The organism is Pseudomonas sp. M20 (assembly GCF_045037865.1).
GTDB lineage: Bacteria > Pseudomonadota > Gammaproteobacteria > Pseudomonadales > Pseudomonadaceae > Aquipseudomonas.
The window spans coordinates 5,266,613-5,281,621 of record NZ_CP173611.1 but is presented as its reverse complement, the minus strand read 5'-3'; the positions used below and the strand labels follow the sequence as shown (position 1 = coordinate 5,281,621).

Genomic DNA, 15,009 nt, shown 5'->3' with positions numbered 1-15,009 from the left:
GGCAGCTCCTACATTGGGCCGGGTGTGTCAGTTACCGCTCGTGAACGTAAGTGCCCGGCGAGGCTTCACCCGCCGGATACGCTTTATTGCCCAGTTTCAGCGGGGCCTTTTTCAGGTTGCCCGAGCGCTCGGCCTGCCACGTCTGCCAGTACAGCCACCAGGAGTCGGTGTGCTTGGTCGAGTTCTCTTGCCATTCATCGGCATTGGCAGCCACTTCTTCGCTGGTCATGTAGCGCGATTTCGGGTTGCCCGGCGGGTTCAGAATGCTCTGGATATGCCCACTGCTCGACAGCACGAATTCCACTTTGCCGCCGAACAACTGCGCCGACTTGTAGCAGGACTTCCACGGCGTGATGTGGTCGTTGGTGCCGGCCAGCGAGAAGATATCGGCCGTGACCTGCTTGAGGTCGATCGGCGTGCCGCACACTTCCAGTGCATTCGGGCGGATCAGTGGGTTGTTTTTGAACATCTCGATCAGGTCGCCGTGGAACGCAGCGGGCAACCGGGTGGTGTCGTTGTTCCAGAACAGGATGTCGAACACCGGCGGCTCATTGCCGAGCAGGTAGTTGTTGACCCAGTAGTTCCAGATAAGGTCGTTGGGACGCATCCAGGCGAAGACCTTGGCCATGTCTTTGCCTTCGAGCACGCCGGCCTGGTACGAATGGCGCTTGGCGGTCTCCAGAGTCTGCTCGTCGACGAACAGGGCGACGTCGCTGTCCAGCGTCGTGTCGAGCACGCTGACCAGCAGCGTGAGGGCATTGACCTTCTTCTCGCCGATCGCCGCGTAATGGCCGAGCAGGGCGGTGCAGGTGATGCCGCCGGAGCAGGCGCCGAGCATGTTCACGTCTTTGCTGCCGGTAATCGCGGTGACCACGTCGACGGCTTCTTTCAGCGCGTCGATATAGGTCGACAGGCCCCACTCGCGCTGTGCTTTGGTCGGGTTGCGCCAGCTGACGATAAACGTCTGCACGTTATTGCGCAGGCAGAAGCGCGCCAGACTCTTGTCCGGGCTCAAATCGAATACGTAGAACTTGTTGATCTGCGGCGGCACCACCAGCAAAGGGCGCTCGTGGACTTGCTCGGTGATCGGCTTGTACTGGATCAGCTCCAGCACGTCGTTGCGAAACACCACCGCGCCTTCGGTGACGCCGAGGCTCTTGCCGACTTCGAACGCGCCCATGTTGACCTGGCTCGGCATACCGCCGTTGTGCACCAGATCCTTGGCCAGATGCGAGAGACCGTCGAGCAGGCTTTTGCCGCCGGTTTCGAAGAAGCGTTTCACGGCGGCCGGGTTGGCGGCGGTGTTGGTCGGGGCCATGGCTTCGGTCATCAGGTTGATGACAAAGTGGCCGCGGGCAATGTCTTTGGGTGACAGGCTGCTGTCATCGATCCAAGCATGGAGTTCCTTGCGCCACGCCAGGTAAGTTTGCAGATAACGTTTGTAGAGCGGGTTCTGGCTCCACGCAGGATCAGCGAAGCGACGGTCATCGCCAGCCGGTTGCAGTTCGGATTTTCCAAACAACACGTTCTTCAGTTCGAGGCCGAAATGGGTGACGTGCTTGACGCTATGGATCGGTTGTCTGATGGCCTGTTTCAGCACCATACGAGCAGAGGCCAGCAGATCCTTTCCGCGTAGCCCAACGACGGGATTAAGCCCCAGGGTGTTTTCCGAGGCTTGGTACTTCAGGTCATCGTTATTCTTGTTACTCATCTACGACGCTCCATTGTCCTGAGACGAGTACCCGGTTTTCTGTGCAGTTCCACAGCCAATGCCAGGTACTACTGCTCGGGTGACCGTTAATTCTGCATAGCTGCTTTACAGTCGTAGAGCACTGCAGGGAACTTGCCAGCTCCATTGGTTACCCGAGTTTAATTTTTTTCGCAAGCGGGCCGATCCTCGGCCACACAGCGGAGCATTCAAACAGATGAATTTAGAAAATGCCCTCTAATGAGCGCAAGGCTCGGGCTAGAGCATCAGCTTGACGATCGACTCGTTCGGGTCGCGGGTTTTTCCGGCGGCTTTGAGCTCGGCCAGATAATCGGCCCAGAGTGCGTCATAACGTCGCCCCAGCTCGTAGAGATAATCCCAGGTGAACAAGCCGCTGTCGTGACCGTCGTCGAAGGTCAGTTTCAGTGCGTAGTGACCGGCCGGTTCCAGCTTGCTCAGACCGACGTTGATCTTGCCGAATTGCAGGATCGGTTTGCCGTGGCCCTGGACCTCGGCGGAGGGCGAATGCACGCGCAGGAATTCGGCGGGCAGGGTGTATTCCTCGCCGGACGCGTAGGTGAGCGTCAGGGTTTTCGAGGCTTTGTGCAGTTTGATGTCGGTAGGAATCATAAAAACAGCCTTGAGCTGCAAGCAACAAGCTGCAAGCTTAACTCAGCTTGCCGCTTGTAGCTCGGAGCTTGCCGCTTTACAGAATATAACGGGACAGGTCTTCGTTCTTCGCCAATTCGCCGAGGTGGCTGTTGACGTATTCGGCGTCGATCAGAATCGGCTTCTCATCGTGGGTGCTGGCCAGATCGCCGGCACTGAACGACACCTCTTCGAGCAAACGCTCAAGCAGCGTGTGCAGACGACGGGCACCGATGTTCTCGGTCTTCTCGTTGACCTGCCAGGCGATCTCCGCCAGACGCTTGATGCCTTCCGGCTGGAACTGGATGTTCAGGCCTTCGGTTTTCAGCAGCGCGCAGTATTGCTCGGTGAGCGAAGCGTGCGGTTCGCTGAGGATGCGCTCGAAGTCCGACGGGCTCAGGGCTTTGAGTTCGACGCGGATCGGCAGGCGACCTTGCAGCTCAGGCACCAGATCGCTCGGCTTGCTCAGGTGGAACGCACCGGACGCGATGAACAGGATGTGGTCAGTCTTGACCATGCCCAGTTTGGTGTTGACGGTGCAGCCTTCGATCAGCGGTAGCAGGTCGCGCTGTACGCCTTCACGGGAGACATCGGCGCCGCCGACATTGCCACGTTTGGCGACTTTGTCGATCTCGTCGATGAACACGATGCCGTGCTGCTCAACCGCTTCCAGCGCTTTGGCCTTCAGCTCTTCTTCATTGACCAGACGCCCGGCTTCTTCGTCGCGCACCAGTTTCAGCGCTTCTTTGACCTTGAGCTTGCGCGCCTTCTTCTTGCCCTTGCCCATGTTGGCGAACAGCGACTGCAACTGGTTGGTCATCTCTTCCATGCCAGGCGGCGTGGCGATTTCGATGCCGGCAACTTCGGCGACTTCGATCTCGATTTCCTTGTCGTCCAGCTGACCTTCGCGCAGACGCTTGCGGAACAGCTGGCGGGTGTTGGAATCGCTGCTCGGCGCTTCTTCATTGCTGAAGCCCATGCGCGCCGGCGGCAGCAGTGCGTCGAGGATACGATCCTCGGCAGCGTCTTCAGCGCGATGGCGAACGCGGGTCATTTCCTGCTCACGGAGCATCTTGATCGCAGCGTCGGCCAGATCACGGATGATCGATTCGACGTCACGGCCAACGTAGCCGACTTCGGTGAACTTGGTCGCTTCGACCTTGATGAACGGCGCGTTGGCCAGTTTCGCCAGACGACGGGCGATTTCGGTTTTACCGACACCGGTCGGGCCGATCATCAGGATGTTCTTCGGGGTCACTTCAACGCGCAGCTCTTCAGGCAGCTGCATGCGGCGCCAGCGGTTGCGCAGGGCAATCGCGACGGCGCGCTTGGCATCGTCCTGGCCGATGATGTGGCGGTTGAGTTCGTGGACGATTTCGCGGGGAGTCATGGACATAGTAGTTGACGGTCCTCAAGCAGAAACAAGCCGTGGCACAGGGCCGCGTCAGGCTTATTCAGCGAGATCCTGCTCCTCAATGGTCTGAGTGTGGTTGGTGAATACACAGATGTCGCCGGCGATGCCAAGGGCGGTTTCGACGATTTCGCGGGCCGACAGGTCGGTCTTTTTCAGCAGCGCGCTGGCGGCGGCTTGCGCATAGCCGCCGCCGGAACCCATGGCGATCAGGCCATCTTCAGGTTCGACCACGTCACCGTTGCCAGTGATGATCAGCGAGGCGTCTTTGTTGGCCACCGCGAGCATGGCTTCGAGGCGGCTCAGGGAGCGGTCGGTGCGCCATTCTTTGGCGAGTTCGACAGCGGCGCGCACCAGGTGGCCCTGATGTTTTTCAAGCTGGCCTTCGAAACGTTCGAAGAGGGTAAAGGCGTCAGCGGTGGCACCGGCAAAACCGGCGATGACCTGGCCGTGGTACAGGCGACGGACTTTTTTCGCGTTGCCTTTCATCACGGTATTGCCGAGAGAAACCTGGCCGTCGCCGCCCATGACGACTTTGCCGTGACGGCGGACTGAAACGATGGTGGTCAAGGGAAGAGTCTCCACACAGCGGGGCGAAAGTGCCTTATGCCCATTCATATGGGGGTGCTGGAGAGGATTTCAACCGGGGAGGGTGCGGAGGGACGAACGGCGGGGACTGATCAGGGATATGTGGTGTTGCAAACATTGCCTTCGCGAGCAGGCTCGCTCCCACAGGGACAGCGTAATTCCTGTGGGAGCGAGCCTGCTCGCGAAGAACGATGACGCGGTGACTCTGACGAAATCAGCGGCTCTGGCGTTGTTGTAACAACAGGTTGCTGAAGCCGGCACCGGCCAGTTGTTTCTGCGCGGTGGTCAGTTGTTCGCGGTTGCTGAATGGGCCGACCAGTACGCGATACCAGGTTTCATCTTTCACTGTGCCGGACTCAACCGCGACCGCCTGACCGAGCAGAATGATCTGCGCGCGGACCTTGTCGGCATCGGTTTCCTTGCGGAACGAGCCGGCCTGCAGGAAGAACTTGGTCACCGGTGCCGCTTTGCTTACCGGTGGCGCTGGCGGCGGGGTAATCCCGGCCAGTGCTGCCTGAGCGCGCGCGGTGTCGATCTTCGCCGCTTCTGCCGGTGTCACTGGCGTGGTCGGGATGGCCGGCACTTGTGGCGTCGGCAAGGTCTTCTCCGGCACGGCGTCCGGCGGCACGATCACCTCCGATTCCGGCAGCAGGGTGTAGAAGTCGTACTTCGGCTTGACCGGTTGCGTCGGGCTCGGCGGGGTCTTGTTGGCCTCGGCAATCTTCGACGCTTTCTGCTGTTGTGCCTGCTCGACCTTCTCACGCTTGACCGTGTCGCTGCCCTTGCCCGGCTCCAGCTTCATCAGGAACACGATGAACGCGCCGACTGTCAGGCCGATGGCCATCCACAGCCAGCCCGGAATCGGTTGCTTCGCAGGAGCTTGGTAACGGCTGGCGCCACGTTTGGGTGCAGGTTTTTTCTTGGCAGCCAACTTACATACGCTCCAGAGTTTCCAGACCCAACAGCTCCAGGCCTTGCTTGAGGGTGCGACCGGTCAGCGCGGCCAGACGCAGACGGCTCTGCATCTGGGCCGGGGTGTCGGCGGCGAGGATCGGGCAGTTCTCATAGAAGCTGGAGAACAGACCGGCAACGTCGTACAGATAAGTACAGAGAATGTGCGGCGTGCCTTTGTCGGACACGTTATTCAGCACTTCACCGAACTGCGCCAGTTTTGCCGCCAGCTCTTGTTCGTGCGCCGCTTCCAATACTATCTGGCCATCGACTTCGCTGAAGTCCTTGCCGAGTTTGCGGAACACACCCGCGACGCGGGTGTAGGCGTACAGCAGGTAAGGCGCAGTGTTGCCTTCGAAATTCAGCATCAGGTCGAAGTTGAAGCTGTAGTCGCTGGTGCGGTGCTTCGACAGGTCGGCGTATTTCACCGCGCCGATGCCGACGACTTTGGCGATGTTGCGTAGTTCGTCTTCGGCCAGCTCCAGGTTCTTCTCTTTCACCAGGCTGTAGGCGCGTTCCTGCGCTTCGGTCAGCAGATCGATCAGCTTCACGGTGCCGCCGTCACGGGTCTTGAACGGACGGCCGTCGGCGCCGTTCATGGTGCCGAAGCCCATGTGCTCCATTTCCATCGGATGGGTGACGAAACCGGCCTTGCGCGCCACGGCAAACACTTGCTGGAAGTGCAGGGCCTGACGCTGATCGACAAAGTACAGCGCGCGATCGGCTTTCAGTTTGCCGCTGCGATAGCGCACGGCTGCCAGGTCAGTGGTGGCGTACAGGTAACCGCCATCAGCCTTGACGATGATCACCGGCAGCGGGTCGCCGTCGGCGTTCTTGAACTCGTCGAGGAACACGCATTGGGCGCCGTTGCTCTCGACCAGCATGCCTGCGGCTTTCAGATCGTTGACCACGTTGATCAGGTCGTCGTTGTAGGCGCTTTCGCCCATCACGTCGGCCATGGTCAGTTTGACGTTGAGCAGTTCGTAGATCTTCTGGCAGTGCGACAGCGAGATGTCCTTGAACTTGGTCCACAGCGCCAGGCACTCGGCATCACCGGCCTGCAGCTTGACCACCAGGCCACGGGCGCGGTCGGCGAATTCTTCGGATTCATCGAAACGTTGTTTGGCGGCGCGGTAGAAGTTTTCCAGATCCGACAGCTCGTCGCTGGTGATCGGGTTTTCCTGCAGATACGCCATCAGCATGCCGAACTGGGTGCCCCAGTCGCCGACGTGGTTCTGACGGATCACTTCGTCGCCAAGGAACTCAAGGACGCGGGCCACGCCGTCGCCGATGATCGTCGAGCGCAAATGGCCGACGTGCATTTCTTTCGCCAGGTTCGGTGCCGACAGGTCGACCACGGTGCGCTGCGCAGGGCCGGCCTTGCGTACGCCAACATGGGCATCAGCCAAGGCAGCGTCGAGACGCGAGGCCAAAGCCTGGGTGTTCTGGAAGAAGTTGATGAAGCCCGGGCCAGCGATTTCGGCTTTGGTGACGTTCTCGTCAGCCGGCAGTGCGGCGATGATTTTTTCCGCCAGATCGCGCGGTTTCATGCCCGCAGGCTTGGCCAGCATCATGGCAATGTTGCTGGCGAAATCACCGTGGGTCTTGTCCCGGGCGTTCTCCACCTGAATCGCCGGCGACAGGCCTTCAGGCAACACACCTTCGTTGACGAGTTGGGTGAGGGCTTGTTGGATCAGCTGGCGAATGGTGTCTTTCATGGTCTTCTCTTTCGACCGCAAGCGCGGCGGGCGCATCGATGCGCGGGTGGAAAAACTGGGCATTATCCGTTGCGAAGACGGGCTTGCCAACCTTAGCAGGCAGGTTATGGATATGTGGTGACATTCAGATCAAAAGATCGCAGCCTTCGGCAGTTCCTACACGGTGATACGCATTTTCCTGTAGGAGCTGCCGAAGGCTGCGATCTTTTGAATTTCAATACAAATCGACGGGATCGACATCCAGCGACCAGCGCACCGCGCGCCCACTCGGCATCTGCTCCAGCACCAGCAACCAACTCGCCAGCAACCGATGCAGCGGCGCCCGCGCCGTCGCCTGCAACAACAACTGCGCGCGATAACGGCCAGCACGGCGCTCCATCGGCGCAGGCACTGGCCCGAGCAATTCGATCCCGCTCAGATTCTGCTCAGCCAGCAAGCGCTCGGCTTCGCTGCACGCCTCATCGAGAAAGCCTTCTGCTTGCCCCGGCTTGTGCGCTTCGGCACGCAACAATGCCAGATGCGCAAACGGCGGCAACCCGGCAGCCCGGCGCTCGCTCAAGGCCTGTTCGGCAAAGGCGAAATAGCCCTGTTCGGTGAGCTGCACCAATAATGGATGGTCGGCGAGGTGCGTCTGAATGATCACCTTGCCCGGTTCTTCTGCTCGCCCGGCACGCCCGGCCACCTGCACGATCAGCTGCGCCATGCGCTCGCTGGCGCGGAAGTCGCCGGAGAACAAACCGCCGTCGGCATCGAGGATCGACACCAGCGTCACTCGTGGAAAGTGGTGCCCTTTCGCCAACATTTGCGTTCCGACCAGAATGCACGGCTGCCCCTTCTGAATCGTCGCGAACAATTGATTCATCGCGTCCTTGCGCGATGTGCTGTCGCGGTCAACGCGCAGCACCGGATAGTCCGGAAAAAGAATCGCCAGGCGTTCTTCGGCGCGCTCGGTGCCGGCGCCCACGGGCCGCAAATCAACCTTGTTGCACTTCGGGCACTGGCGCGGCGTGCGCTCGACATAGCCACAATGGTGGCAACGTAATTCGCCGTAGCGCTGGTGCACGGTCATCCGCGCATCGCAGCGCGAACACTCGGACATCCAGCCGCAATCGTGGCACAGCAACGTCGGTGCAAAACCGCGACGGTTGAGGAACACCAAAACCTGTTGCCCGTTTGCCAGTGTCTGACCGATAGCTTGCTGCATCGGCCCGGAAATGCCGCTGTCCAGTGGGCGGCTTTTTACATCCAGGCGCAGGAAGCGCGGCTGCTTGGCGCCGCCGGCACGTTCATTCAGGCGTAGGAGACCGTAACGGCCGGTGTAGGCGTTGTGCAGACTTTCCAGCGACGGGGTGGCTGAACCCAGCACGATCGGGATGTTTTCCTGCCGTGCACGTACCAACGCCAGATCGCGGGCGTGGTAACGCAAACCTTCCTGCTGTTTATAAGAGCCGTCGTGCTCCTCGTCGATGATGATCAGCCCGGGATTCTTCATCGGCGTAAACAGCGCCGATCGGGTACCGATAATAATGTCGGCCTCGCCATCCCGGGCGGCGAGCCAGGCGTCGAGGCGCTCGCGGTCATTGACTGCCGAGTGCAGCAGGGCGATCCGCGCGTTGAAACGCTGCTCGAAGCGCGCCAGGGTCTGCGGGCCGAGGTTGATCTCCGGGATCAGCACCAGCGCCTGCTTGCCGGCTTCGAGGGTTTCGCGGATCAGTTGCAAATAGACTTCGGTCTTGCCGCTGCCGGTAACCCCGGCCAGCAGGAACGCGTGATAACTGTCGAAACCGGCGCGGATCGCCTCATAGGCAGCGCGCTGTTCGGCGTTGAGCGGCAATTCCGGCTGAGCGAGCCAGTGTTCGTGACGCGCGCCCGGGGCATGGCGGCGTATTTCCACTTGCACCAGATTTTTCGCCAGCAACAGATCGAGGCTGTCCTTGCTCAGCATCAGTTTGCTCAGCAACTGATGGGCGACGCCGTGTGGGTGCTGGGCCAGCGTCGCCAGTGCTTCACGCTGACGCGGCGCGCGGGCAACGCGCGGATCATCAAGGCTGGCGCCGGGGGTGATCGACCAGAAACGCTCCTGGCGGGCTTCGGCCAGCTCACCCTGACGCAGCAGGACTGGCAGTGCCCAGTTCAGGGTGTCACCTAGGCTGTGCTGATAATACTGCGAGGTCCACAGGCACAACTTGAAGAGTGCCGGTGGCAGCGGCGGTGTCGCATCGAGCAGGGCCAGCGCCGGCTTGAGTTTCTCCACCGGCACTTCGCTGGTGTCCGTGACCTCGACCAGAATCCCGATCATCTCGCGCCGACCGAACGGCACCCGCAGGCGCATGCCCGGCTGCAATTGCTCGCGCAGTACGCCGGCCGGGGCTCGATAGTCGAACAAGCGGCGCAAGGGCGAAGGCAAGGCGAGGCGCAAGATGGCGTCGGGCACGCGGGGGGATCTCTATCAACAGGCGATTAAAAGGACTGCGTACATAACCTGTGGGAGCGAGCCTGCTCGCGAAAGCGGTGTGTCAGGCGGCTAATATGCTGGCTGATAGATCGTCTTCGCGAGCAGGCTCGCTCCCACAGGGACAGCGCAATGGGCCGGGAGCCTAGCAGACGGTCGGTCTCGGTGACAGCTTGCGTGTTTGAAAAGGTCTGGTAGAATCCGCGGCCTAATTACGTGCGGTATTCAACAATAGTGTTGGATGGCGGCACGCTAGCTGAGGAAGACACCATGAAAGCTGATATCCACCCGAATTACCCAGTCATCGCTGTTACCTGCAGCTGTGGCAACAAGTTCGAAACCCGTTCGACTTTCGGCAAAGCTCTGCCAATCGACGTGTGCAACGAATGCCACCCGTTCTACACCGGTAAGCAGAAGACTCTGGACACCGGTGGTCGCGTTCAGAAGTTCGCAGACCGTTTCGGTGCTTTCGGCAAGAAACCTGCTGCTGCAGAGTAAGGTTGAAGGGCCCGGTGGGCTTTTCCTCATTGCTGAAAAAGGCGTCCCTTGCGGGCGCCTTTTTTGTGTCCGCGTTTTGGCTGTCCGGCGCGCACGCTTTCTGTCCGACGCCTGCGCAGCTGACCAGCGTCACGGTGCAGCGCGTGGTCGATGGTGACACGCTGCGCCTGAGCGACGGTCGCAGCGTGCGGATGATCGGCCTCAACACGCCTGAGCTGGGCAAACAGGGCCGCGGCGATGAACCCTTCGCGGTGGCGGCACGCAAACGCCTGCAAGCGCTGGTCGATGCCAGCGGCGGACGTGTCGGTTTGCGCCCCGGCAAGCAAGCCAAAGACCATTACGGGCGTACGCTTGCGCATATTTACAGCGCCAGCGGCGCCAATCTCGAAGCGCAGATGCTCGCCGATGGCCTCGGTTTCCAGGTCGCCGTTGCGCCGAATGTCGATCTTGTTACCTGTCAGCAAGCCGCCGAACGCAGTGCGCGAAAGGCCGGGCTGGGCCTCTGGCGGCAGTCTCCTGTACTGAAAGCGGAGCAGATCCAGCGCTCGGGTTTTGCTGTGGTCAGTGGGCGTGTGAGCAAGGTTCAGCGCAATCGCGGGGGAATCTGGATCGAGTTGCAGGACGCGCTTGTATTGCGCGTTGCACCCAATCTGGTCGGACAATTCGACAATACCCGGTTGCAGGCGCTGAAAGGCAAGCAGATCGAGGCTCGCGGCTGGATCGTTGATCGCTCGCGGCGCGGCGGATTGCAATCCGGTCAGTCGCGTTGGCTACTTCCGCTGACCGATCCATCGATGTTGCAAACGCCGCGCTGAAGAAAAAATTGTAGACATTTTTTATGTCGATTGTGAACAGTCTAGCCCTTGTGCGCCGTGGCTCTTGGCCCAAAGTCGTAGGGCAGGGCGCTTGACAGGGGTGACCGCTCAGTCTTGTGGGGACTTTGCGAGGCGCGTATCCTCGCTGACCAGTCTGTCCAACAGTAAAAAGCGGAATGCCAAAATGTCTGATCTGAAAACTGCCGCTCTCGAATATCATGCCAATCCTCGTCCAGGGAAGCTGAGTGTCGAGCTCACCAAGGCCACTGCTACCGCTCGCGACTTGTCGCTGGCGTACAGCCCCGGCGTAGCTGAACCAGTGCGTGAGATCGCCCGCGATCCCGAACTGGCCTACAAATACACCGGCAAGGGCAACCTGGTTGCAGTCATTTCCGATGGCACCGCGATTCTCGGTCTGGGCAACCTCGGCCCATTGGCTTCCAAGCCAGTGATGGAAGGTAAAGGCGTACTGTTCAAGCGCTTCGCCGGCATCGACGTTTTCGACATCGAAGTCGACTCCGAAAGCCCGCAAGCCTTCATCGACACGGTAAAACGCATCTCCATCACCTTCGGTGGCATCAACCTGGAAGACATCAAGGCGCCAGAGTGCTTTGAGATCGAACGTGCTCTGATCGAGCAGTGCGACATTCCGGTATTCCACGATGACCAGCACGGCACCGCGATCGTGACCGCTGCGGGCATGATCAACGCCCTGGAAATCGCCGGCAAAACCCTGCCAGACGCCAAGATCGTCTGCCTGGGCGCCGGCGCTGCCGCCATCTCCTGCATGAAACTGCTGGTGAGCATGGGCGCTCGCATCGAAAACATCTTCATGGTTGACCGTACCGGCGTGATCCACTCCGGCCGTGACGACCTGAACCAGTACAAAGCAGTATTCGCTCACGCCACCGACAAGCGCAGCCTGGCTGACGCACTGGCAGGCGCTGACGTGTTCGTCGGTCTGTCCGGTCCGAACCTGCTGAGCGCTGAAGGCCTGCTGTCGATGGCGGCCAACCCGATCGTGTTCGCTTGCTCGAACCCGGATCCGGAAATCTCCCCGGAACTGGCGCACGCCACCCGTAGCGACGTGATCATGGCGACCGGCCGTTCGGACTACCCGAACCAGGTCAACAACGTACTGGGCTTCCCGTTCATCTTCCGTGGTGCCCTGGACGTTCGCGCCAAGCGCATCAACGAAGAAATGAAAGTGGCTGCTGCCAACGCCCTGCGTGAACTGGCCAAGCTGCCGGTTCCACAGGACGTGTGCGATGCCTACGGCGGTGCTCCGCTGGAATTCGGCCGTGAGTACATCATTCCGAAGCCAATGGACAAGCGCCTGATCACCCTGATCTCCGACGCTGTAGCCAAGGCCGCGATCGAGACTGGTGTGGCGACCCTGCCGTATCCGAAGAACTACCCGCTGAAAAGCGTGGATGACGTGTTCAACGGCTAAGTCGTTGTAGCGCTTCAACCTAAAGCCCCGGCTCGTGAGAGTCGGGGCTTTTTATTGCCTGAAGATCAAGAGCCCCCTCACCCTAACCCTCTCCCGGAGGGAGAGGGGACTAACCGAGTCGTCTGGGGTTATATGCCGACCTGAAAGAGTGGTGTCGATTATGGATTCGGCACAGCACGTTCAGGTCGGCATCCCTCACCAGCATCCCCCAATCAGTTCCCTCTCCCTCCGGGAGAGGGCTAGGGTGAGGGGCTGTTGATCTTCAGCCATAAAAAAGCCCCGCACTTCAATCGAAGGCGGGGCTTTTCAATGCCGCTGGATCAGAACAAATCGATCGGCGCCTGCTCATCCGCCGGCAACGGGCTGCCCGGCGCCGTACCATTGCCCAGTTCATTCACCGACGGCGGCGTGTCTTCGGACTTGAATAGCTCGAAGTACGCGCCCGGCGTGCTCGGCGTCGCCGCACGGCCACTGACCGGATCCACACGCAAGCTCAGCAAACCTTCCGGCTCAGGCTGCACGTGCGGCGGCTTGTCCTTGAGCGCAGCCGACATGTAGTTCATCCAGATCGGCAGCGCCACGGTGCCGCCGAACTCACGACGGCCGAGGCTTTCCGGCTGGTCGAAACCGGTCCAGACCGTGGTCACGTAATCGGCGTTGTAACCAGAGAACCAGGCATCTTTCGATTCGTTGGTGGTACCGGTTTTACCGGCGATATCGCTGCGGCCCATGGCCAATGCGCGACGGCCGGTGCCGAGCTTGATCACGTCCTGCAACATGCTGTTGAGGATATACGTGGTGCGGCCGTCGACAATTCGTTCAGCCACGGCCGGCGCTTGCGGTACCGCTGCGTTGCCTGGCGCTTCACCCGCAACCGGTGCGGCGTTGACCGTAAAGGATTCGGTATTCGGTGCCGCGATACCGTCCGTCGCCGAACCACCCTGAGGCACAGTCGGCGGGTTGGCGACGAACAGCGTGTCGCCGTTACGGCTTTCGATCTTGTCGATGATGTACGGGGTGATCTTGTAGCCGCCGTTGGCGAACGTACTCCAACCGGTGGCAATCTCCATCGGTGTCAGCGTTGCGGTGCCCAGCGCCAGCGACAGGTTTGGCGGCAGGTCCTGCTTGTTGAAGCCGAAGCGGGTGATGTAGTCGATGGTCTTGCCCACGCCCATCGCCTGCAGCAAGCGGATCGATACGAGGTTACGCGACTTGTAAAGCGCTTCACGCAAGCGGATCGGGCCGAGGAAGGTGTTGGTGTCGTTCTTCGGACGCCAGACCTTGTCCAGGTACTCGTCGACGAACACGATCGGTGCGTCGTTGACCAGCGTGGCAGCGGTGTAGCCGCTGTCCAGCGCAGCGCTGTAGACGAACGGCTTGAAGCTCGAACCCGGCTGACGCTTGGCCTGCATCGCGCGGTTATAGTTGCTCTGTTCGAAGGCGAAACCGCCGACCAGCGAGCGAATCGCACCGTTCTGCGGATCCAGCGACACCAGCGCACCTTGCGCTTGTGGAATCTGGCTGAATTTCAGCGAATTGTCTTTCTGACGCTGCACGCGAACCAGATCACCGACCGCCGCGACATCCGACGGCTGGCGCGGATTGGCGCCCATGCTGTTGGTGTTGAGGAACGGTCGTGCCCATTTCATGGTGTCCCAGGCGACGTGTTCTTCGCCGGTGCGGGTCAGCACTTGCAGGCCGTTCTTGTCGACCTGAGTAACGATGGCCGGTTCGAGGCTGCTGATGGTGCGTTGTTTGGTCAGCTCACTGGCCCAGGCTTCGCGCGTCTTGCCTGGCAGGCGCGACTCGGGGCCGCGGTAGCCGTGACGCTGGTCGTAGGTCATCAAACCTTCGTGCAGCGCGGTGTTGGCCATTTCCTGCAGGTTGCTCGGCACCGTGGTGGTGACGCGGAAACCTTCGGTGTAAGCGTCGCTGCCATAACGGCCGACCATTTCGGCACGGGCCATTTCGGCAATGTACGGCGCGTTCACTTCCGGGGTCGGCACGTGATAGCTGGCGTTCAGCGGTTCGTTGATCGCGGCGGTGTAATCCGCTTCGGTGATCTTGCCGAGCTTGTACATGCGCCCGAGGATCCAGTCGCGACGCTCTTTACTGCGCGCCGGGTTGGCCAACGGGTTGAAGCGCGACGGCGCTTTCGGCAGGCCGGCGATCATTGCCATCTGCGCCAGGCTGACATCACGGATCGACTTGCCGTAATACACCTGCGCCGCCGCCTCGATGCCATAGGCACGGTTACCCAGATAGATCTTGTTGACGTACAGCTCAAGGATCTCGTCCTTGGTCAGTTGTCGTTCGATCTGCAGGGCCAGCAGAATTTCGGTGGTTTTGCGCGAGAAGCTGCGTTCGCTGGTCAGGAAGAAGTTCTTCGCCACCTGCATGGTGATCGTGCTGCCGCCGGACTGAATGTGCCCGCTTTTGACCAGTTGGGTCGCCGCACGCATCAGGCTGCTCGGATCGACGCCATAGTGGTTGGCGAAATTGTCGTCTTCAGCACTTAGTAACGCATTAATGAAATTGGGCGGAATGTCGGCGAAACGGATCGGTGTGCGGCGCATTTCGCCAAATTCGGCGATCAACTTGTTGTCGCTACTGTAGACCCGCAATGGAATCTGCAACTGAATGCTTCGCAGAGCCTCCACAGAAGGCAAACCCGGACTAAGGTAAAGAAACGCGCCGCTGAGACCTAAAAGCAGTCCGCAGAAAACGGCGACGATGGACCAACCGAAAAATTTCAGCAGACGAATCA

General features: G+C 60.4%; 12 protein-coding genes. 4 read left to right on the top strand and 8 right to left on the bottom strand.

Annotated elements, in window-relative coordinates; translation table 11 throughout:
• Window positions 1-31: 31 nt before the first annotated feature.
• The 6 genes from phaC to argS form a co-directional block, all read right to left on the bottom strand.
• Entirely contained in the window at window positions 32-1,711 is a 1,680-nt protein-coding gene (gene phaC / locus ACI514_RS23345) for a class II poly(R)-hydroxyalkanoic acid synthase (protein ID WP_077570403.1), read from the bottom strand.
• A 255-nt stretch (window positions 1,712-1,966) separates the two neighbouring features.
• On the bottom strand, window positions 1,967-2,338 hold the full coding sequence (locus ACI514_RS23340) for a gamma-butyrobetaine hydroxylase-like domain-containing protein (RefSeq protein ID WP_141127262.1): 372 nt from the start codon (window positions 2,336-2,338) through the stop codon (window positions 1,967-1,969).
• 76 nt (window positions 2,339-2,414) lie between these two features.
• Window positions 2,415-3,752, bottom strand: a complete 1,338-nt coding sequence (gene hslU, locus ACI514_RS23335) for an ATP-dependent protease ATPase subunit HslU (protein ID WP_160055086.1) — start codon at window positions 3,750-3,752, stop codon at window positions 2,415-2,417.
• Between the two features lie 54 nt (window positions 3,753-3,806).
• Window positions 3,807-4,337, bottom strand: a complete 531-nt coding sequence (gene hslV / locus ACI514_RS23330) for an ATP-dependent protease subunit HslV (protein ID WP_016984593.1) — start codon at window positions 4,335-4,337, stop codon at window positions 3,807-3,809.
• A 232-nt stretch (window positions 4,338-4,569) separates the two neighbouring features.
• Window positions 4,570-5,286: an SPOR domain-containing protein gene (locus ACI514_RS23325; protein ID WP_007909385.1), complete on the bottom strand. Its 717-nt coding sequence runs from the start codon at window positions 5,284-5,286 to the stop codon at window positions 4,570-4,572.
• 1 nt (window position 5,287) lies between these two features.
• The gene (gene argS, locus ACI514_RS23320) at window positions 5,288-7,024 is read right to left on the bottom strand and encodes an arginine--tRNA ligase (protein ID WP_405122465.1); all 1,737 of its coding nucleotides are present in this window, start codon (window positions 7,022-7,024) and stop codon (window positions 5,288-5,290) included.
• Here argS and ACI514_RS23315 point away from each other — a divergent pair.
• The gene (locus ACI514_RS23315) at window positions 7,023-7,145 is read left to right on the top strand and encodes a hypothetical protein (RefSeq protein ID WP_256677627.1); all 123 of its coding nucleotides are present in this window, start codon (window positions 7,023-7,025) and stop codon (window positions 7,143-7,145) included. The genes argS and ACI514_RS23315 overlap by 2 nt on opposite strands.
• 93 nt (window positions 7,146-7,238) lie before the next feature.
• Here ACI514_RS23315 and ACI514_RS23310 read toward each other — a convergent pair whose 3' ends face one another.
• Window positions 7,239-9,458 carry a primosomal protein N' gene (locus ACI514_RS23310; protein WP_160055092.1) on the bottom strand — a complete coding sequence of 740 codons (2,220 nt, stop codon included), beginning with the start codon at window positions 9,456-9,458 and terminating at the stop codon, window positions 7,239-7,241.
• 288 nt (window positions 9,459-9,746) lie between these two features.
• Between ACI514_RS23310 and rpmE the strand changes: the two genes are divergently transcribed.
• From rpmE to ACI514_RS23295, 3 genes are all read left to right on the top strand, one after another.
• Window positions 9,747-9,974: a 50S ribosomal protein L31 gene (gene rpmE / locus ACI514_RS23305; RefSeq protein ID WP_007909403.1), complete on the top strand. Its 228-nt coding sequence runs from the start codon at window positions 9,747-9,749 to the stop codon at window positions 9,972-9,974.
• 14 nt (window positions 9,975-9,988) lie between these two features.
• Entirely contained in the window at window positions 9,989-10,789 is an 801-nt protein-coding gene (locus ACI514_RS23300) for a thermonuclease family protein (RefSeq protein ID WP_160055095.1), read from the top strand.
• 184 nt (window positions 10,790-10,973) lie between these two features.
• Complete coding sequence (locus tag ACI514_RS23295) at window positions 10,974-12,242, top strand: malic enzyme-like NAD(P)-binding protein (protein WP_038360054.1); 1,269 nt, start codon at window positions 10,974-10,976, stop codon at window positions 12,240-12,242.
• Between the two features lie 320 nt (window positions 12,243-12,562).
• Here ACI514_RS23295 and ACI514_RS23290 read toward each other — a convergent pair whose 3' ends face one another.
• Complete coding sequence (locus ACI514_RS23290) at window positions 12,563-15,007, bottom strand: penicillin-binding protein 1A (RefSeq protein WP_405124243.1); 2,445 nt, start codon at window positions 15,005-15,007, stop codon at window positions 12,563-12,565.
• Between the last annotated feature and the right edge of the window lie 2 nt (window positions 15,008-15,009).